General features: G+C 72.6%; 16 protein-coding genes and 2 tRNA genes. 5 read left to right on the top strand and 13 right to left on the bottom strand.

Annotated features, from left to right (window positions below; translation table 11 throughout):
• The first annotated feature begins 36 nt into the window (after positions 1-36).
• The 4 genes from ACFW3D_RS02065 to ACFW3D_RS02050 all read left to right on the top strand — a co-directional run bounded on the left by ACFW3D_RS02065 (position 37) and on the right by ACFW3D_RS02050 (position 3,173).
• Positions 37-1,818: an LCP family protein gene (locus tag ACFW3D_RS02065; RefSeq protein ID WP_500500316.1), complete on the top strand. Its 1,782-nt coding sequence runs from the start codon at positions 37-39 to the stop codon at positions 1,816-1,818.
• An 85-nt stretch (positions 1,819-1,903) separates the two neighbouring features.
• Positions 1,904-2,341 carry a ribosome silencing factor gene (gene rsfS / locus ACFW3D_RS02060; RefSeq protein WP_500500707.1) on the top strand — a complete coding sequence of 146 codons (438 nt, stop codon included), beginning with the start codon at positions 1,904-1,906 and terminating at the stop codon, positions 2,339-2,341.
• A gap of 8 nt (positions 2,342-2,349) precedes the next feature.
• Positions 2,350-2,991 carry a histidine phosphatase family protein gene (locus ACFW3D_RS02055; RefSeq protein ID WP_500500314.1) on the top strand — a complete coding sequence of 214 codons (642 nt, stop codon included), beginning with the start codon at positions 2,350-2,352 and terminating at the stop codon, positions 2,989-2,991.
• Between the two features lie 109 nt (positions 2,992-3,100).
• Positions 3,101-3,173 (top strand) — tRNA-Ala (locus ACFW3D_RS02050).
• A 138-nt stretch (positions 3,174-3,311) separates the two neighbouring features.
• Here ACFW3D_RS02050 and ACFW3D_RS02045 read toward each other — a convergent pair.
• Positions 3,312-4,586 carry a glycosyltransferase 87 family protein gene (locus ACFW3D_RS02045; RefSeq protein ID WP_500500313.1) on the bottom strand — a complete coding sequence of 425 codons (1,275 nt, stop codon included), beginning with the start codon at positions 4,584-4,586 and terminating at the stop codon, positions 3,312-3,314.
• Positions 4,587-4,734: 148 nt separating this feature from the next.
• Here ACFW3D_RS02045 and ACFW3D_RS02040 point away from each other — a divergent pair.
• Positions 4,735-4,807: transfer RNA gene (locus tag ACFW3D_RS02040), tRNA-Ala, on the top strand.
• A 74-nt stretch (positions 4,808-4,881) separates the two neighbouring features.
• Here the strand turns inward: ACFW3D_RS02040 and ACFW3D_RS02035 are convergent.
• The 12 genes from ACFW3D_RS02035 to ACFW3D_RS01980 all read right to left on the bottom strand — a co-directional run bounded on the left by ACFW3D_RS02035 (position 4,882) and on the right by ACFW3D_RS01980 (position 15,864).
• Entirely contained in the window at positions 4,882-5,655 is a 774-nt protein-coding gene (locus ACFW3D_RS02035; RefSeq protein ID WP_500500311.1) for a dienelactone hydrolase family protein, read from the bottom strand.
• A gap of 26 nt (positions 5,656-5,681) precedes the next feature.
• The gene (locus ACFW3D_RS02030; protein ID WP_500500310.1) at positions 5,682-6,020 is read right to left on the bottom strand and encodes a DUF4873 domain-containing protein; all 339 of its coding nucleotides are present in this window, start codon (positions 6,018-6,020) and stop codon (positions 5,682-5,684) included.
• The gene (locus ACFW3D_RS02025; RefSeq protein WP_500500309.1) at positions 6,017-6,940 is read right to left on the bottom strand and encodes an AurF N-oxygenase family protein; all 924 of its coding nucleotides are present in this window, start codon (positions 6,938-6,940) and stop codon (positions 6,017-6,019) included. The genes ACFW3D_RS02030 and ACFW3D_RS02025 overlap by 4 nt, the downstream gene beginning before the upstream one ends.
• A 9-nt stretch (positions 6,941-6,949) precedes the next feature.
• A complete protein-coding gene (locus ACFW3D_RS02020) occupies positions 6,950-7,807 on the bottom strand; it encodes a HesA/MoeB/ThiF family protein (protein ID WP_500500307.1) in 858 nt (285 codons plus the stop codon).
• Complete coding sequence (locus ACFW3D_RS02015) at positions 7,804-8,721, bottom strand: hypothetical protein (RefSeq protein WP_500500305.1); 918 nt, start codon at positions 8,719-8,721, stop codon at positions 7,804-7,806. The genes ACFW3D_RS02020 and ACFW3D_RS02015 overlap by 4 nt, the downstream gene beginning before the upstream one ends.
• A gap of 30 nt (positions 8,722-8,751) precedes the next feature.
• Complete coding sequence (locus tag ACFW3D_RS02010) at positions 8,752-10,026, bottom strand: acyl-CoA dehydrogenase family protein (protein ID WP_500500303.1); 1,275 nt, start codon at positions 10,024-10,026, stop codon at positions 8,752-8,754.
• Between the two features lie 45 nt (positions 10,027-10,071).
• Positions 10,072-10,416, bottom strand: coding sequence for a hypothetical protein (locus tag ACFW3D_RS02005; protein WP_500500301.1), 345 nt, complete (start codon positions 10,414-10,416; stop codon positions 10,072-10,074).
• Positions 10,417-10,448: 32 nt separating this feature from the next.
• The gene (locus ACFW3D_RS02000) at positions 10,449-12,005 is read right to left on the bottom strand and encodes a GMC family oxidoreductase (RefSeq protein WP_500500299.1); all 1,557 of its coding nucleotides are present in this window, start codon (positions 12,003-12,005) and stop codon (positions 10,449-10,451) included.
• Positions 12,002-12,661, bottom strand: a complete 660-nt coding sequence (locus ACFW3D_RS01995) for an SGNH/GDSL hydrolase family protein (protein ID WP_500500297.1) — start codon at positions 12,659-12,661, stop codon at positions 12,002-12,004. Before ACFW3D_RS01995 ends, ACFW3D_RS02000 begins: the two co-directional genes overlap by 4 nt.
• An 8-nt stretch (positions 12,662-12,669) precedes the next feature.
• Complete coding sequence (locus ACFW3D_RS01990; RefSeq protein ID WP_500500295.1) at positions 12,670-12,933, bottom strand: acyl carrier protein; 264 nt, start codon at positions 12,931-12,933, stop codon at positions 12,670-12,672.
• Between the two features lie 39 nt (positions 12,934-12,972).
• A complete protein-coding gene (locus ACFW3D_RS01985) occupies positions 12,973-14,010 on the bottom strand; it encodes a ribonucleotide-diphosphate reductase subunit beta (protein WP_500500293.1) in 1,038 nt (345 codons plus the stop codon).
• 162 nt (positions 14,011-14,172) lie between these two features.
• Entirely contained in the window at positions 14,173-15,864 is a 1,692-nt protein-coding gene (locus tag ACFW3D_RS01980) for an AMP-binding protein (RefSeq protein WP_500500292.1), read from the bottom strand.
• Between the last annotated feature and the right edge of the window lie 321 nt (positions 15,865-16,185).

Below are 16,185 nucleotides of genomic sequence, written 5' to 3'. Positions count from 1 at the left end.
TGATCAGCGGCTGATCGGCAACTGGAGGGGTCCCCAGTGAACGACTACCCCCGATGGCAATACGCCGAGGGAACACCCGAGCAGGGCGGTCAGGACCCCTACGGAGAGGACCCCTACGCACAGCAGCGGGGCGACTACGCAAACGGTTACGGCAACGAGTACGGGCAGTACGACCCGTACGCCCAGCAGACCGGCCAGCAGCAGGCATACCAGGACCAGCAGGGTCAGCAGGGTCAGCAGGGTCAGCAGGGTCAGCAGGGCTACTCCGGGCAGCCGTACTACCCGCAGGAGCAGCAGCAGTACGGGCAGCAGCCGCAACACCCCCAGCAGTACCAGCAGTCCCAACAGCCCCAGCAGACACAGCAGTACCAGGGGTGGATCCCGCAGCAGCCGCAGTACCAGGAGCCGTACCACCCGCAGGAGCAGCAGTACGGCCAGCAGCCCCCGGCGCCCCCTCGGACGCCGCCGCAGGCCCCTCCGGCGCCGCGTCAGCCCGCGTACGAGGAGCCGCCGTCCCGGCCGGCCCCGGGCCGCGCACCCTCGGGCGAAGCCGATTACCACACCGGCCAGTTCTCCTTCGTCGACGAGGAGACCGAGGAGTCGGAAGAGGTCATCGACTGGCTGAAGTTCACCGAGTCCCGCACCGAGCGCCGCGAGGAGGCCAGGCGCCGCGGCCGCAACCGCGTGGTCGCCGCGGTCGTCGTCCTGGCGCTGGCCGCCGTCGGAGGCGTCGGCTACCTGTGGAAGGCCGGCAGGATCCCCGGCCTCGGCGGGGACGCCGGGACCGCCCAGCAGGCCGCGGGCGGCCAGAAGCGCGACGTCATCGTGCTGCACCTGCGCCCGGTCGGCAGCGAGGAGACCTCGACCGCGCTGCTGGTCAGCAACTCGACCACCAAGAAGGGCACCACCGTCCTGCTGCCCAACTCGCTCGCCGTGAGCAGCGACGACGGCGGCAGCACCACGCTCGGCAAGTCCGTCGTGGAGAACGGTTCCGCCCCGACGCGTGAGGCGCTGGAAGGCCTGCTCGGCACGAAGATCAGCGGCACCTGGCGGCTGGACACCCCCTACCTGGACAACCTCGTCGAGTCCCTCGGCGGCGTCCTCGTCGACACCGACGCCACGGTGAAGGCCGGCAAGAAGAAGGGCGACAAGACCCTCGTCAAGCCGGGCAAGCAGCAGGAGCTCGGCGGTCAGGCCGCCGTCGCGTACGCCATCCACCGGGGACCGGGCGAGGGGCCCGACAAGCAGCTCGCCCGCTTCGGGCAGGTCGTCCAGGCCGTGCTGAAGAAGATGTACAGCGACCCCGACCTGGCGACCAAGACCGTCGAGGGGCTCAACCAGGTCATCGAGCCCCCGCTGACCGAGAAGGATCTCGGCAGCAGCCTCGCGGCGCTGTCCGAGGAGGCCAAGGGCGGCGACTACACCACCGAGACGCTGCCCGTGGAGCCGGACGGCACGCTGAGCGAGAAGGCCACCGAGGACGTGGTGAAGAAGGTGCTCGGCGGCACCGTCACCAACACCGACTCCGACGGCATCCCCAGGGTCACGCTGCGCAACGCCACCGGCGTCGCGACCAACACCGGCGAGGCCCAGGTCCAGATCGTCGGCGGCGGCTACACCTTCGTCTCCGGTGCCACCGCGGACACCCAGGCCACCTCGCAGGTGCTGTACGCCGAGGCCGACCAGAAGGCGAACGCGGAGGAGCTGGCCAAGACGCTGGGCCTGTCGGCCAAGGCCGCCAAGAAGGGCCAGGTGGCCACCAACGCCGACATCACGGTCGTCCTGGGCCAGGACTACAGCCCGCCGGAGAAGGTCTGACCGGGGCGGCGCATAACCGGTCGGGGACCGAGGACGGTCCGTGAGACCCTGGACGTACGACGTCCCCGACCGGAAAGCCGCACCAGTGACCGCCACGGACCGCTCCATCGAGCTCATCCAGACCGCCGCCCAGGCGGCTGCCGACAAGCTCGCGCACGACATCATCGCCTACGACGTCAGCGACGTCCTCTCCATCACCGACGCGTTCCTGCTGGCCTCCGCGCCCAACGACCGCCAGGTGAAGGCCATCGTCGACGAGGTCGAGGAGCGGCTGCAGAACGAGCTCGGCGTCAAGCCGGTGCGCCGTGAGGGCGAGCGCGAGGGCCGCTGGGTCCTGCTCGACTACGTCGACATCGTGGTGCACGTCCAGCACTCGGAGGAGCGGGTCTTCTACGCGCTGGAGCGGCTGTGGAAGGACTGCCCCGAGCTCGAGCTGCCCAAGGACGCCGTCGCCACCCGCGGCAAGGCCGAGGAGCACGCCCGCGCCACCGCTGCCGCCGACGAGGACGGAGAGCTGATCTGAACGGGCACGTGCGGGGTCGCGGCCGCCGCGTCGTCTTCTGGCGGCACGGCCAGACCTCCTGGAACGTGGAGGGCCGCTTCCAGGGTTCCACGGACATCCCGCTGACCTCCACCGGCGTCGGCCAGGCCAAGCGGGCCGCACGTCTGCTGGCGGCGCTGCAACCGGACGCGATCGTCTCCTCCGACCTGCAGCGCGCCGCCGACACGGCGGCGGAGCTGGCCGCCGTCACGGGCCTGGACATCTCGTACGACGAGGGGCTGCGGGAGACCTACGCGGGTGTCTGGCAGGGCCTGACGCACGAGGAGATCACCGAGCGGTACGGCGAGGAGTACGCGGCCTGGAAGCGCGGCGAACCGGTGCGGCGCGGCGGCGGCGAACTGGAGACCGAGGTCGCCGAACGGGCCGCCCCGGTGGTGCTCGCGGCGGCCGACAAGCTGCCCGACGGCGGTGTGCTGGTGGTCGTCAGCCACGGCGGCGCCATCCGCACCACCATCGGCCGTCTGCTCGGGCTCGACCCGCGCAGCTGGGAGGCGCTCGGCGGGCTGTCCAACACCTGCTGGTCGGTCCTCGGCGAGGGTGCCCGCGGCTGGCGGCTGCTGGAGCACAACGCGGGGACCCTGCCCGAGCCGGTGCTCGGCGACGACGACTGACGGGCCCCGGGAGAGCCGGGGCGGGGCCGGACCGGAGCCGATTTCAGGAATCCGGCCCCGACCGGCTAAGCTTCTTCTCGTTCACCGGGCAGCAAAGTCCGAGGACAGCGGGGCTATAGCTCAGTTGGTAGAGCGCTTGCATGGCATGCAAGAGGTCCGGGGTTCGAATCCCCGTAGCTCCACAGGAACACAGGATCCCGTCTCCCCTCAGGGGAGGCGGGATCCTCGCGTTTCACCCGGCCTCCCCCGAGCCGGGCCGGCCGGCGTGAACCGGCCTTCCGGGTGGGTCTGTTGGGGGAGAGGGCCCCGGGCCGGTCGCCTCAGGCGGAGGCTCTGGCGCGGTCCCCGCGGCCCCGCCACACGGCGGCCGCCGCGAGGCACAGGAACGCCGCCCCGGCGGCCGGGTAGACGGCGGACAGGGCCATCTGCGGCACGGACTGGTGGAGTTCGGGACGCGAGACCCCGTCTCCGTGCGGCGTGAGCCACAGCGCGTACGAGCAGAAGAGCAGGGCGTACAGCGCGGCGCCGCCCCACCACAGTGCGGGCCGGCGGCCGCGCGGGGCACGTCCGGCGAGGAACACGACCAGGGGGACCGCCCACACCCAGTGGTGCGACCAGGAGACGGGGCTGACCAGGAGGCCCGTCACGGCGCAGGACAGCACCGCCCAGGCGTCCTCCCCGGCCCGCAGGTGCGCCGTGGCGACGGCCAGGCCCGCGCAGGCCGCGAGAGCGGCGGCGACGAGCCACCAGCCGCCCGGGTCCCCGGTGTGCAGCGCTCGCGCGAGCGCTCCCCGCAGGGACTGGTTGGCGGTGTCCTCGGCGTTGCCGGCCCGGTCGGCGGAGAAGACGACCCCGGTCCAGAAGCGTTCCGAGTCGCGCGGCAGCACGAGGGCGGAAAGGCCCGCGGTGGCGGCGAAGGTGACGAACGCCACGGCGGCCTGCCGCAGCCACGCGTTCCACCGCTCGCGCCGCCGCCAGGCCACCGCCGCACCGCCGATCGCGAGGAAGGCCACGAACAGCAGCGGGGTCAGCTTGATCCCCGCGGCGATGCCGATGCCGATCCCGGCCGTCCGCCCCCCGCGCCGGGTGAGGTCCCAGAGCACCAGGACCGCGAGCAGCAGGTTGATCTGCCCGTACCGCAGCGTCGTCCACACCGGTTCGCACCACACGGCGGCGGCGGCCACGCCGAGCGCGGCCGCCGCCGGCGGGATCCGCCGCGGCAGTCCGGCCAGGCGGAGCGACAGATGGCCGAGCGCCACCAGCAGGCCGAGGTTGAGCAGGGTCGCCGCGATCCGGCAGGCGCCGGTGCCGAGCAGCGCCAGCGGCGTGAAGAGCAGCGCCGCGAAGGGCGGGTAGGTGTTGGGCAACTGGGCGTGGGTGACGCGCATCGCGTAGAGGTCGCCGCCGTCGAGCACCGTGCGGCCCTCGGCACGGTAGACGGTGAGGTCGATCATCGAGACGTGCGCGGCGCGTTGGGCGGCCCAGAAAGCCGCGAAGGAGACCAGGCAGGCGAGTGCCGCGACGAGGGTGATCCGCCGTGCCGGGAGGCTCCGGGGCGCATTTCCGGCGGTGGCCCTGGGCTGTGTCGCGGTCACGGCGGGCTGCTCCGCTCTCGGTCGGGGAGGGGTCAGCCGACAGTACCGGGAGCCCTGTCGCGGCGGCCAGGAATGGATTTGGCGAAGGGCCCCCATGGCCGTGTAATGTATGGCAGGTCGCCGGGGGAACCCGGGGGAACGACAGCGCGGGGCTATAGCTCAGTTGGTAGAGCGCTTGCATGGCATGCAAGAGGTCCGGGGTTCGAATCCCCGTAGCTCCACTTCCACAGTGTGACGGGAGCCCGTCCGATCGCCTCGATCGGACGGGCTCTTGGCGTTGCGCGACGGTCGCCCCTCACCCGGTGGCCGCGTGCCCGGCGAAGGCCAGCACCCTGCGCCAGGCGTCGGCCGAGGCCGCGGCGTGGTCGCCCTGCTTCACGTCGAAGAAGCTGTGCGGGGCGCCGGGGTAGACGACCACCTCGTGCTCGATCCCCGCCTCGGCGAGGGCGCGCGCGAAGGCGTCGACGTGTCCCGGCGGGATGCCGGGGTCGTCGCCCGCCATCAGCGCGAGCACCGGAGCGGTCAGCTCGGCCGCCCGCTGGGTGGGGCCGGGTGCGCCGTCCGGGCCGGGGGCGGGCCAGCAGTAGAAGCCCACGGTCCCTGCCAGGTCGTGGCCCGCCCTCTTCGTACCCGCGAGGACGGCCAGGCGGCCCCCGATGCAGAAGCCCGCGGTGACGATCCGGCGCCGTTCGCCGCCCTCGGGGGAGCGCAGGTGCGCCACCGCGGCGGAGAGGTCGTCGTACAGGCCGCGCGGCGTCAGCCGCACCATGTGCTCGTCCACCGGGAAGTCCGCGTCCCGTTCGCCCACCCCCGCGGTGCGGCCGTAGTAGTCCACGACCACCGCGTGGTGGCCGTTCTCGGCGAAGCGCCGGGCCAGCTCGATGTAGAAGCGGTAGAGCCCGCGTACGTCGGGCAGGATGACGACGCCGAGGCCGGAGGGGTTCTCCGGTACGGCCTCGAAGGCGGCGAAGCGGGTTCCGTCCCGCGCGGTGAGGGTGATCCGGTGGTCCCGGGCGAGGGCCTCCGGCCCGTGGGGCACCGGAGGCGCGGAATCGGCGTCGAAGCACATGGTGCGGCTCCCTGGGTTCTCGCGGGTCAGTTCTCGAAACCGGGCGTGGCCATGGCGGTGAACGGGGGCGTGCTGGTGCCCTCGACCCGCATCCGCTGCCACAGGTCGGGGTCGGAGAGCTCGCCCTCGGCCCGGCCGTGCGGGGTGCACACGGTGACCGGGACCGGCCGGCCGGCCACCAGCGCGGACAGCCGCGCGTCGGGGGCCAGCCGGCCGTACCAGTGGTACCGGCCGTCGAGGGGCTGGAAGTGGCCGGTCAGCCGGACCTCGACGTCGAGGGTCCGGCCGGCCACCAGCAGGGTGGCCGGACCGGCGTAGCCGTCCTCGTCGTGGTCGTGGCCGGGCTCGTGGCCGTGGGCGGTCACGACAGCCAGCCGGCCTCGCGCCAGACCTTCTCCGTCGGGCCGCCGATCAGCCCTATCCGGTGGTAGTACGCGGCGATCCGCTGACCCCCGTACTTCGCGTTCTCGATGTTGTTGGGGTTGGCGCGGGCCGCCGCGATCGCGGTCTTCGGGTCGAGCCCGGCGCGCTGGTACATCAACGGGTTGTAGCGGTCCTTGCGCATGCCCGCCACGATCCCCGCGAGCAGCCTGCGCAGGGCGCCGAGCCGGGCCCCGGACAGGGTGGGCACGAACCGCTCGAGCTCGGTGCGGGCGAAGGAGATGTGCCGGGCCTCCTCCACCACGTGGATGCGGGCGACCGCGCGCACGACGGGCTGGATGGTCTCGTCGCCCGACTGCTCGCGCTGGAAGCGGTCGAAGAACTCCTCGGTGAGCAGGATCAGCGCCCACAGCGCCGGCACCGGCGCGAAGGTCTTCAGCAGCAGCCCGCTGCGGAGGGTCTTCGGCGGCGTCGGGTAGATCTCCGCCCCGATCTTCTCCACCAGCTTCGCGAACATGATCATGTGCCGGACCTCGTCCGCGACCTCCGTCAGGGCGAACTGCACCTGCGGGGTCGACACGTCGCGCTTGTAGACGTACCGGGAGACCAGGTGGAGCAGCACGTGCTCGGTCCACACCCCGACGGCGACCGACGCGGCCAGCTCCTCACGGCTGAGCAGCATCCGCTGCTCGGTACCGAGCGAGTCCCACAGCTCGGTGCCGTAGAGCGAGCAGCGCTTCTCGGCGAGGAACCACTTGCCCTCGACGAGCGGCGCGTCCCAGTCGATGTCCACCAGGGGGTCGTACGAGTGCCGCGCGGACGCGACGAGCAACTGGGCCGCCTTCTTCGTCTGGCGGGTGACCGGATCGGCCTGGAGATCGGGCCTGAGCAGTTCGGACGTCATCTCTTCCTCCTAGGACTGCGGTCGGACGATCTGGTGGACGTCCAGCGACAGCGCCTCGCGGACGGGACGGCCCGCCAGCACCTCGACGACGTAACGGGCGGTCAGGACGCCGAAGAGCAGCGAGGTGTACACCAGCTGCGGAACGCTGTAGTCCGGCTCGTCGCGGTGGGTGCGCACATCGGCCAGCAGGTCGTCGGGCACCAGCGCGCGCGGCACGACCCGCAGCAGCAGCTCCCACACCGACTCGGCGGCGAGCTGCTCCGCGGTGACCTCGCCGGCCAGCGGCGCCAGCCCGAGGCGGTAGTCGTAGTAGCGGACGTACTGGGTGCCGGACATGTCGTAGCCGGAGACGACGGGCCGGCCCTGGGCCGCGGCCTCGGCGTGCAGGGCGTACTTGGCGTGCCAGCCCGCCGGGGTGGTCACGTCGACGCCGTCGACGACGATGTCGCAACCGCCCAGCAGTGCCTCGACGTTCTCGGGCCGGATTCCCTCCGGGCGCACCTCGGCGACCGCGTGCGGGTTGACCGCGCGGACGCGCTCGGCGGCCACCTCGGCCTTGTTGCGGCCGATGTCGGCGTGCGCGGCGTGCTGGCGGTTGAGGTTGTTCAGCTCGTACGTGCCGGGTTCGGCGAGGACGAAGTGCTGGACGCCCAGCCGGGTCAGCGGATCGACGGCCGCCCCGCCCGTCGATCCGCACCCCGCGACGAGGACCACGGCCGTACGCAGCGCCCGCTGCGCGGCGTCCGGGATCAGGCCGCGGTTGCGTTCGGTGAACGCGGCGTAGAACGCGTCGGGGGCGCCGCCCGTCGCCGTGGCGCCGGGCGCGGCGACGGCCGGGACGGGCGCGGTCGTGTGGATGCCGGTCATACGTGAACCCTCCGCAGGCGGCCGCCGACCGTCTCCACCAGGCCCTTGAGGGCGTCCAGCGGATTGCGGTCGGACAGGGCGCGGTCGATGTGTCGGATCAGTCGCTGCAGTTCCTCGCCGTGCGGAGCCCGCGCCACGAAGGGCTTCACGACGTCGCGCTGCGTGTAGAGCGGGAACATCAGGTCGTCGGCGGGCAGCGAGGGCCGGGTGCCCTCCAGCACCGTGATGTCCTTCAGGCTGCGCAGCAGCCTGCGGATGGCGATGCCCTCCTCGCCGTCCCCCACGAGCACCTCGGGGGCCGGCTCGATCCGGCCGAGCGCGGTGTAGAAGCCGAGCATCAGCTCCAGCGTCAGGCGGAGCCGCGCGTGGGCGCTGGAACGATTCTGCTCGGCGCGGTGCACCAGTCGCTTGACCTCCCACACCCGGCTGGTGTCGAGGTCGCCGTCGCACTCCACGTGCTCGAAGAGATTGACCCCGTGGGCGACCTCGCACGGGAAGAGCGTTCGTGCCGGGTCCTTGAGGTGCAGGGGCACCGGGTCGGTGGAGCCGACCAGCGAGAGGTAGCGCAGGATCGCGCCGCTCGGCCCGTCGAGGGCGAGCACGTGGATCTCGTTCCGGTGGCCGCCGTGGGGCTCGGTCACCAGCGAGCGCCGGAAGGCGAGATCCGCGCTGGCGAACCTCAGCCTCAGGTACTGGGCCAGCCGGAAGCCGTACACGCCGTGGCGGTACGGCTCGGGCAGCCCGTCGTCGCGCACGGCGAGGACGGTCGGGCCGCCGGGCCGCTCGCAGTGGTACAGGAGGCTCTCCGCGGGCAGCAGGGCCGCGAGCCCCGTGAAACTGGTCAGGCTGTGCACCATCTGCACCTCGGAGGCGTAGACGTCGGTGCTCCGGGCCCGTTCGAGTGTCCGGTCCATCGCGATGGCTCCCCCCGTCCGGATCGCGGCTCAGGCGCGGTGGCCGTAGAGCGCACCGGTGACGGCCAGCGCGAGGACCTCGGGGGTGCCCTCGTAGATGCGGGCCCCGAAGGACTCGCGGACGAACTTCTCGACGTCGTACTCGCGGCAGTAGCCGCGGGCGCCGAGCATCGACATGGCCTCCTCGGCCACCTCGACGGCGATCCGGTCCGCGTAGAGCTTGGCGGCGGCCGGGCCGTAGGTGGGGGCCGGCAGCATGTTGTCGGCCTGGTGGGCGGCCTGGAGGTAGAGGAGCCGGGCGGCGTCGATCTTCACGGACATCTCCGCGAGCTTCCGCGCGCTGAACTGGTGCCGGTACAGCGGCACCCCGGCCTGGACGCGCTCGCCGCACCACTGCCTGGCGATCTCGAACGCGCCCCGGGCGACGCCGGTGGAGATCGCGGCGACGGTGGTGCGGGCCTGGTTGGACTGCATGGTGAGGAAGTTCCAGCCGTTGCCCTCGCCGTGCACCACGTTCGCGGCGGGAACGCGGACGTCCTCGAAGACCAGGGTGGTGCCCAGGCACGCGCGGTAGCCCATCTTGTCCGCGACCGGGCCGCGGGTCACGCCCTCGCTGTCCAGCGGGACGACGAAGGTGGTCAGGCCGTCCGCCCCGGCATGTCCTTCGAGGTTGGCGAAGACGGTGCACCATTGCGCGGCCTTGCCGTTGGTGATGAACCGCTTGACGCCGTTGAGGACGTAGGTGTCGCCCTCCCGGCGGGCGGTGGTCACCTCCTGCGCGTGGCGGGAGTTCTCCGGGATGAGCAGGTCGCAGCCGGCCACCTCCTCGGTGATGGCGTTGCAGGCGAGCACCGGCTCGGTGCCGAGGAACCCGGGGATGAACCGGGCCTGGAGGCCGGGGTCGCCGGAGGCGAGCACGCTGCTCTGGCCGAGCAGCGACGCGCCGAAGATCAGCGCGGTGCTGGCGCAGACGGCGGCCAGCTCCTCCAGGGCGACGGCGACACCGAGCACCCCCACGCCGCGGCCGCCGAACTCCCGGGGCAGGGTCATCCGCAGCAGCCCGAGCTCGTGGCCCTCGCGGACGATCTCCCAGTCGAAGTCGTCGTGCGGCGCGAGGTCGTTGTCGAGCACCCGGGGCTTCACGACGGTGCGCGCGAACTCGCGGACCTCGTCGCGCAGCCGTTCCACCTCGGGCGGCAGCGTGAACAGGGAGGGCATGGCGGCCGCGCTGAGGGCGGCCGTGTCGGACAGGGTCGGCGCGTTGGTCACGATGCCGGTGCTGACGGCGGCGGTCATGGCGGTCATGCCTCTCTTCGGTGTCGTACGGTCTTCGGACGCGTCACGGGCGGGTCAGGCGGACAGTTCGGCGTACTTGGCGCCCACCGCCGGCAGCAGCTCCGCCAGCTGCCGGACCTGGGCGACCGGGCCCTTGACGGCCAGCCGGCGCTCCACCACGGCGTTCATCAGCGGCAGCCGGCCGCTCCAGAGCTCGTGGGCGGTGTCCGGCCCCATCTCGAGGCGCAGGGTGGGCGGGAAGGGCGGCTCGCCCGTCACCACGCCGTCGGAGGAGACGAAGACGGCGGCGCCGGGCTCGGGCTGGACGAAGAACAGCGAGAGCCCGCGGTCCTTCAGCTTGGCGGTGAAGTCGTCGTCGGCGAGCAGGGCGCCGAACAGCGTCCGGTGGTCCACGGTCATGGCGGAGGGCCTCTCGGTTCGTCGGGCTCGGATCAGGCGGTGCGCAGCAGGTCGGCCGCGCGCTCGGCGAGCATCACGGTCGGAGCGTGGGTGTGCGCGCGGGGGACTACCGGAAGTGCGCCGGCATCGACGACGCGCAGTCCCGCCGTCCCCCGCACGCAGAACAGGGGATCCACGACCGACGCCTCGTCCGCCCCCATGCGGCAGGTGCCCACGGGGTGGTAGAGCGTCTCCGCGTGGCGCCGTACGAGGGCGGCCACGGCGTCGGCGGAACCGTCCAGGACCCCCGCGACCAGCGGTTCCCCGAGCCACGGCGCCAGCGGTTCCCGGCGGAGGATGTCCTGGGCCCGGCGGACGCCCGCGGTCAGCGTGGCCAGGTCGGCCCCGCCCGGGTCGGTCAGATAGCCGGGGTCGATCAGGGGCGCCGCGGCCGGGTCGGCGGAGCGCAGCGTGATCCGGCCGCGGCTCTGCGGCTGCAGCAGGACGACGCTGAGCGTCACCCCGTGCCCGGGGTCGCCGCGTCCGTGGTCGAGGAACGGCACCGGCATCCACAGCAGTTCGACGTCCGAGGCCCCGGGCCGCTCGTCGGTGCGCAGCCAGACCACGGCCTCGGCGAGGTTGGAGCTCAGCTTCCCGGTCCGGTCGCGGAAGTACCGCATCACGTCCTCGGCCTGGTCGCCGATGCCCGGCGAGACCGGTTCGCGGGCGGCCAGCGCGAGCGGCGCGAACAGGTGGTCGCTCAGCCCCCGCCCCACCGCCGGCAGTTCCACGGCGACCGGGACGCCGTGCGCGCGCAGCACCTCGGGGTCGCCGACGCCGGACAGCATCAGCAGGTGCGGGCTGCCCACCGCGCCCGCGGCGAGGATCACCTCGCGGGCCGCCGGCACCGTCCGTACGCCCTCCGGCGTGGCGACCTCGACGCCGACCGCGCGGGTGCCGTCGAGCACGACCCGCCGGGCCTGCCCCGCCGTGAGGACGGTCAGGTTGTCCCGACCGAGGGCGGGGCGCAGATAGGCGTCGGCGGTGCTCCAGCGGCGGCCGTTGCGCTGGGTCACGCGGATCGGCCCGCAGCCCTCGGGCGCCGTCCACTCGGTGTCGCCCATCGGGGGGACGCCCGCCTTGGCGCAGGCGGCGAGGAAGTCGGCGGTGGTGGGGTTGGGATCGCGCAGGTGCCGGACGCCCAGGGTCTCCTCGGCCCGCCGGAAGTACGGTTCCACCTCGGCGAAGCCCCAGCCGGTGAGGCCGGAGGCGGCCCAGCTGTCGTAGTCCGCGCGGTGACCGCGCGTCCAGATCTGGGCGTTGAGCGAGGAGGAACCGCCCAGGGTCCTGCCCCGCGGCCAGAAGACCTCACGGCCGCCCAGGGCCGGCTGGGGGGCGGTGGAGAAGGCCCAGTCGTACTCCGTGCCGAACAGCTTGGGGAACGCGGCCGGGATGCTGATCTCCGCCTTGCGGTCGGGTCCGCCGGCCTCGACGAGGACGACCCGCACCGAGGGGTCCTCGCTCAGCCGCGCGGCGAGGACGCAGCCGGCCGAGCCGGCACCGACCACGACGTAGTCGGCGCCGGCGACCGAGGCGGCGGGCCCGGTCACGCGATGTCCTGCGCGAGGTTGCGGACGATCTCGGACGCGAGCACCGCGTGCCCGTGCATCGAGAAGTGGATCCCGTCCCCGCTCATCAGCGTGGGTTCGTTCCGGACCGGATGCCGCTCCATCTCCACGACGGTGGCGTCGTAGCGGCCGGCCACCGCCCTGATCCGCTCGTTCAGCGCGGCGATCCTCGTCCGGAACTCGGCCAGTTCGGGGAAGGCGTCGAAGATGTCGGCGACCGTGAAGGCGAAGATGTGCGCCTTCCGCTCGTGCAGCGCCCGGTAGATGGCGTCGAGGTCGGCCTCGACCGCGTCCAGGTCGGGCTCCGGCACGAAGAGGTCGTTGCCGCCGGAGGCGACGTTCACCAGGTCGGGGCGGAACGCCAGGACCCGCTCCAGCTGCGCCTCGCGCACCTGGGCGGTGCGCAGCCCCGTCTCGCCGGTGTTGAGGTACGCCAGCCCCGGCCGGGTGGCCCGCAGGGCGCCCGCCACCCGCTCCGGCCAGGGCACGTCGGCATAGCCGGGGCACGGGCCGCCCACGCCCTGGGCGAAGCTGTCGCCCATCACGGCGAACCGCTGCCAGGGCGCGGGGCGCAGCAGCTCCGCCGCCGCGTCCTCCGTCAGGCAGTGCCGGTCGGCGCGCTCCTTCGTCGGGGTCACGGCGGCGCTCACGCGGCGTCGACGGGGGTGGCGAGGGCCTGCACGACCAGCTCCTCGACGTCCTGGACGGTGGTGATGTCGGGCACCGTCCCCTGGCTCATGGAGCTGAGGCCGAAGGCGGACTCGATCTGCAGCGACAGCTCGATCACGGCGAGGGAGTCGTAGCCGAGGTCCTCCACCAGGAGGTCCGAGGGGGCGACGTCCCGCTTGCCGCTCGGGCTCATCTCGCCGACGATCTCGCGGACCCTGACGCGTGTGGACTCGTTGGACATGCCGAACTCACTTTCCTGAGAGGGGTACTGACGGGTGGATCACCGGGCGGCGGCACGCGCCGCGGCGGCACGGATCGGGTGCGGAGCCGACCACCGCTCCTCGTAGGCGGACAGCGCCTTGTCGATCTCCTCGCGCCAGGCCCGCCGAGCGCGCTCGGCCAGTTCGGGCAGGCCGATCAGGCGCAGCTGCTTGACCAGCCGCTCCTCGCCGATGTCGACGGCGCCCTGCAACTGCGCGGCCCGGCTGGCGAGCGCGGCGGGGATGGCGGGCGAGGGATTGTGCCGGGCCGGGCCGATGAGCACCCAGGCCGCCATCCCGATCGCCTCGAAGTGGGCGTCTTCGACCACCCGGCCGAAGCCGCGCGCCACCCCGTCCTCGGCGGCGCGCAGCCCGAACGAGACGTGCCGGGACTCGTCCCGCGTGACGTTGGTGAGCCCCTCCTCCAGGGCGGCCAGCCGCAGCCGCCGGGCGAGGAAGCGGGTGGTGCGCAGCGCGGTGGCGGCCAGTACGCCCTCGGTGATCAGGTGGTAGTAGACCAGGGCGCGGTACCAGGACTCGGTGTCGCCGCTGCGCCGGACCTCCGAGGTGACCCTGGTGAGCTCGGGGGCGAAGACCTTGGCGTAGTCGGCCGCCGCCTCCAGTTCGCCGCCCTCGGCGGCGTCGAGGTCGATGCCGCAGGCGTCCTCCAGGTAGGTCTGGAAGAACCGCACGTGGCGGGCCTCGTCGGCGAGCTGGGTGCACAGGTAGATGCGGTCGTCCTCGGTCGGCGGGCTGTCGATCAGCGTGCCGAGGGTGTGGGTCACCGCGACCTCGCCGACCTCCAGTTCGGCCAGCGCGCCCAGCATCTGCTGCCGCATGAACGGGGTGAGGGCGTTCCAGCGCTCCGCGTCACGGGCCGGCCGGACCTCGGCGACGCTCCACTGCTGCCGTTCCCAGCGCCGGTAGAGGTCGGCGGAGGTGGCGAGCCGGCCCTGCCGCTCCTGGCCGGGTCCGTGCTCGTCGGTGCCGGTTTCCGCGGTGATGTCGGGGACGTAGCCCTGGCCGGGTCCGGTGTCCGTGGTGGCGGCGGTCGTCATTGCACTCGTCTCCTTGTGGGAATTCACGTCGTCAGGGCATGCGTGACCGCGGCGGGAGCGCGGCGGAATCCACGGATGCCGGAGAGGGATCACTGCGACTGCGGCGGGCGTGCCGGGCGTGCCGGGCGTGCCGGGCACGCCGGACGGGCGGAACCCGCCGGGTCAGCCGGTGACGGGGGCGGCGGGAGCGGTGCCGTGCACGATCTCCCCGATGGCCTCCCCGTCCTGGAAGCGCCGCCAGAGCAGGCGGCGGCGCGGCTTGCCGCTGGAGGTGCGGGGGATGCCGCCCCGCGCGGTGCGGACCACGGTGACCCTGACGGTGTCGTCGGTGGCGGCGCGGACCACGGCGAGCGCGCCGTCGAGCCAGCCGGTCTCCCCCGATTCGACGACGGCCACCAGGTGGTGGGCCTCTCCGGTCGTGCCGAGGGCGACGGCACAGCGTCCGGACGGGATGCCGTCGATCACGGTGAGCGCGGTCTCGAGGTCCTCCGCGTGCACCTTCCGGCCGCGGACCTTGATGCTGTCGCCGACCCGGCCGACCACGAACAGCTCGCCCTCCAGCTGGAATCCGGAGTCGCCGGTGCGCAGCCCGCCGTCCGTGAAGTTCGACGAGGCGTCGGGTGCGGAGGACCGGTAGCCGGCGGCCACGGACGTCCCCCGGACGCGGATCTCGCCGAAGTGCCCCTCGGGGAGCGGCACGCCGTCCTCGTCGACGACGTCCACCGTGGTGCCCGGCAGCGCCGGACCGCAGGACGTCAGCCAGTTCGCCCCGCCGTCCGGGTGGGCCGTTCCGAGCCGTCCCCGGCCCGTGGGCAGGACCGGCCGGCCGGGGTGCAGTCCGCCCTCCAGCCGTACGGTCCGTGCCCCCGTGCCCGGAGCGACGCCCGAGACGGCCAGCGTGGCCTCGGCGAGTCCGTAGCAGGGGGCGAAGGCCGTGGTGCGGAAGCCTTGGGGGGCCAGCAGCGCGCCGAACGCGGCGGCGGCCCGGGGATCGATGCGCTCCGCTCCGTTCATGGCGACCCGCCAGTGCGAGAAGTCCATTCCCTCCAGGTCCTGCGGACGGACGCGTTTGGCGGTGTAGCCGTACCCGAAGTTGGGGGCGGTGGTCATGGTCGCGCCGTGCCGGCCGTGCGCCTCCAGCCAGCGCAACGGGTCCCGCACGAAGTCCAGGGGCGACATGAGCCACAGGTCGATCTGGGCCGTGAGCGAACCGAGGAACGTTCCGATGAGTCCCATGTCGTGATAGAGCGGGAGCCAGGAGGAACAGGAGTCGGCGGCGGTTGTCCCCAGCCATTCGTGAATGCTCCGGACGTTCGCCGCCAGATTGTCCCGGGTCACCCTGACCCCCTTCGGGGTGCCACTGGATCCCGAGGTGAACTGCAGGAGTCCGAGGTCCGCCGGGGTGCGCCGCGCGGAATCCTCGATCGGTAATTCCGCCGACCCCTCGAGGAGTACCGCGGAGCCGCCGTCCAGTTCTGCCGAGACTTTCTCCGCTATTTCCGAGAGAGATGCGTCGGACAGCACCAGGGCCGGTTCCGCGACCCTCAGGATGTCCGTGACGTGCTCGGTGTACCGGTCATTCCCCTGGAAGGTGAGGGGCGAGGCGACCGGTGCCGGTGTGAGGCCGGCCAGCATGGTGCCCAGGAAGGCGGGTGCGAAGTCACGCACCTCGCTGACCAGCAGAGATACCACGTCGCCGGGCTGTGCGCCGTGGGCGTGGAGTAACGAGGCCACTCGGTGCGCCTCACCGGCCAGTGTGGTGTAGGAGACGAACGACCAGCCGGTCCCGGAATCCGGGAAATGGATTCCCCGGTCGTCGGCGGCATGGTCGATCCAATCGACAACGGTGTGCATCAGGTCCCCCCGCGGTCACTGATCTACGAGCCGGAACATGGTCGTTTTCGAAGTTCCGGCCCTGCCGCGACCGAGTCTGCCACGGGGAGGGGTTGACTGCAAGAAAATTATTTGAGTCGACCCGCCGGTAATGATCGGCGATAGCGGATTGGTTTATTCCTTGAATTCTTTCCGGAGCGAATTGCTCCGCCCCGCGGTGAGCAATTGTGGGGAATGTTGGCGGAAAACGGGAGGGCGGCGGGCGGGGGGTAGACTAAAAAGTATCCCCGCCCCCCGTTCTACGGGGATAGGCGGGGGGGGCCGGGAACCGCGAACACACCC

It is taken from the genome of Streptomyces sp. NPDC058864 (assembly GCF_042742985.1).
GTDB lineage: Bacteria > Actinomycetota > Actinomycetes > Streptomycetales > Streptomycetaceae > Actinacidiphila.
The sequence above is the reverse complement of the archived record's forward strand: the minus strand, read 5'-3'. Positions and strand labels throughout refer to the sequence as shown.

Bases quoted from the DNA above. Each gene is read 5' to 3' on its own strand.
- ACFW3D_RS02035 (WP_500500311.1), bottom strand. From the start codon at position 5,655: ATGTGCTTCGACGCCGATTCCGCGCCTCCGGTGCCCCACGGGCCGGAG.
- ACFW3D_RS02025 (WP_500500309.1), bottom strand. From the start codon at position 6,940: ATGACGTCCGAACTGCTCAGGCCCGATCTCCAGGCCGATCCGGTCACC.
- ACFW3D_RS02020 (WP_500500307.1), bottom strand. From the start codon at position 7,807: ATGACCGGCATCCACACGACCGCGCCCGTCCCGGCCGTCGCCGCGCCC.
- ACFW3D_RS02015 (WP_500500305.1), bottom strand. From the start codon at position 8,721: ATGGACCGGACACTCGAACGGGCCCGGAGCACCGACGTCTACGCCTCC.
- ACFW3D_RS02010 (WP_500500303.1), bottom strand. From the start codon at position 10,026: ATGACCGCCATGACCGCCGCCGTCAGCACCGGCATCGTGACCAACGCG.
- ACFW3D_RS02005 (WP_500500301.1), bottom strand. From the start codon at position 10,416: ATGACCGTGGACCACCGGACGCTGTTCGGCGCCCTGCTCGCCGACGAC.
- ACFW3D_RS01990 (WP_500500295.1), bottom strand. From the start codon at position 12,933: ATGTCCAACGAGTCCACACGCGTCAGGGTCCGCGAGATCGTCGGCGAG.
- ACFW3D_RS01985 (WP_500500293.1), bottom strand. From the start codon at position 14,010: ATGACGACCGCCGCCACCACGGACACCGGACCCGGCCAGGGCTACGTC.
- ACFW3D_RS01980 (WP_500500292.1), bottom strand. From the start codon at position 15,864: ATGCACACCGTTGTCGATTGGATCGACCATGCCGCCGACGACCGGGGA.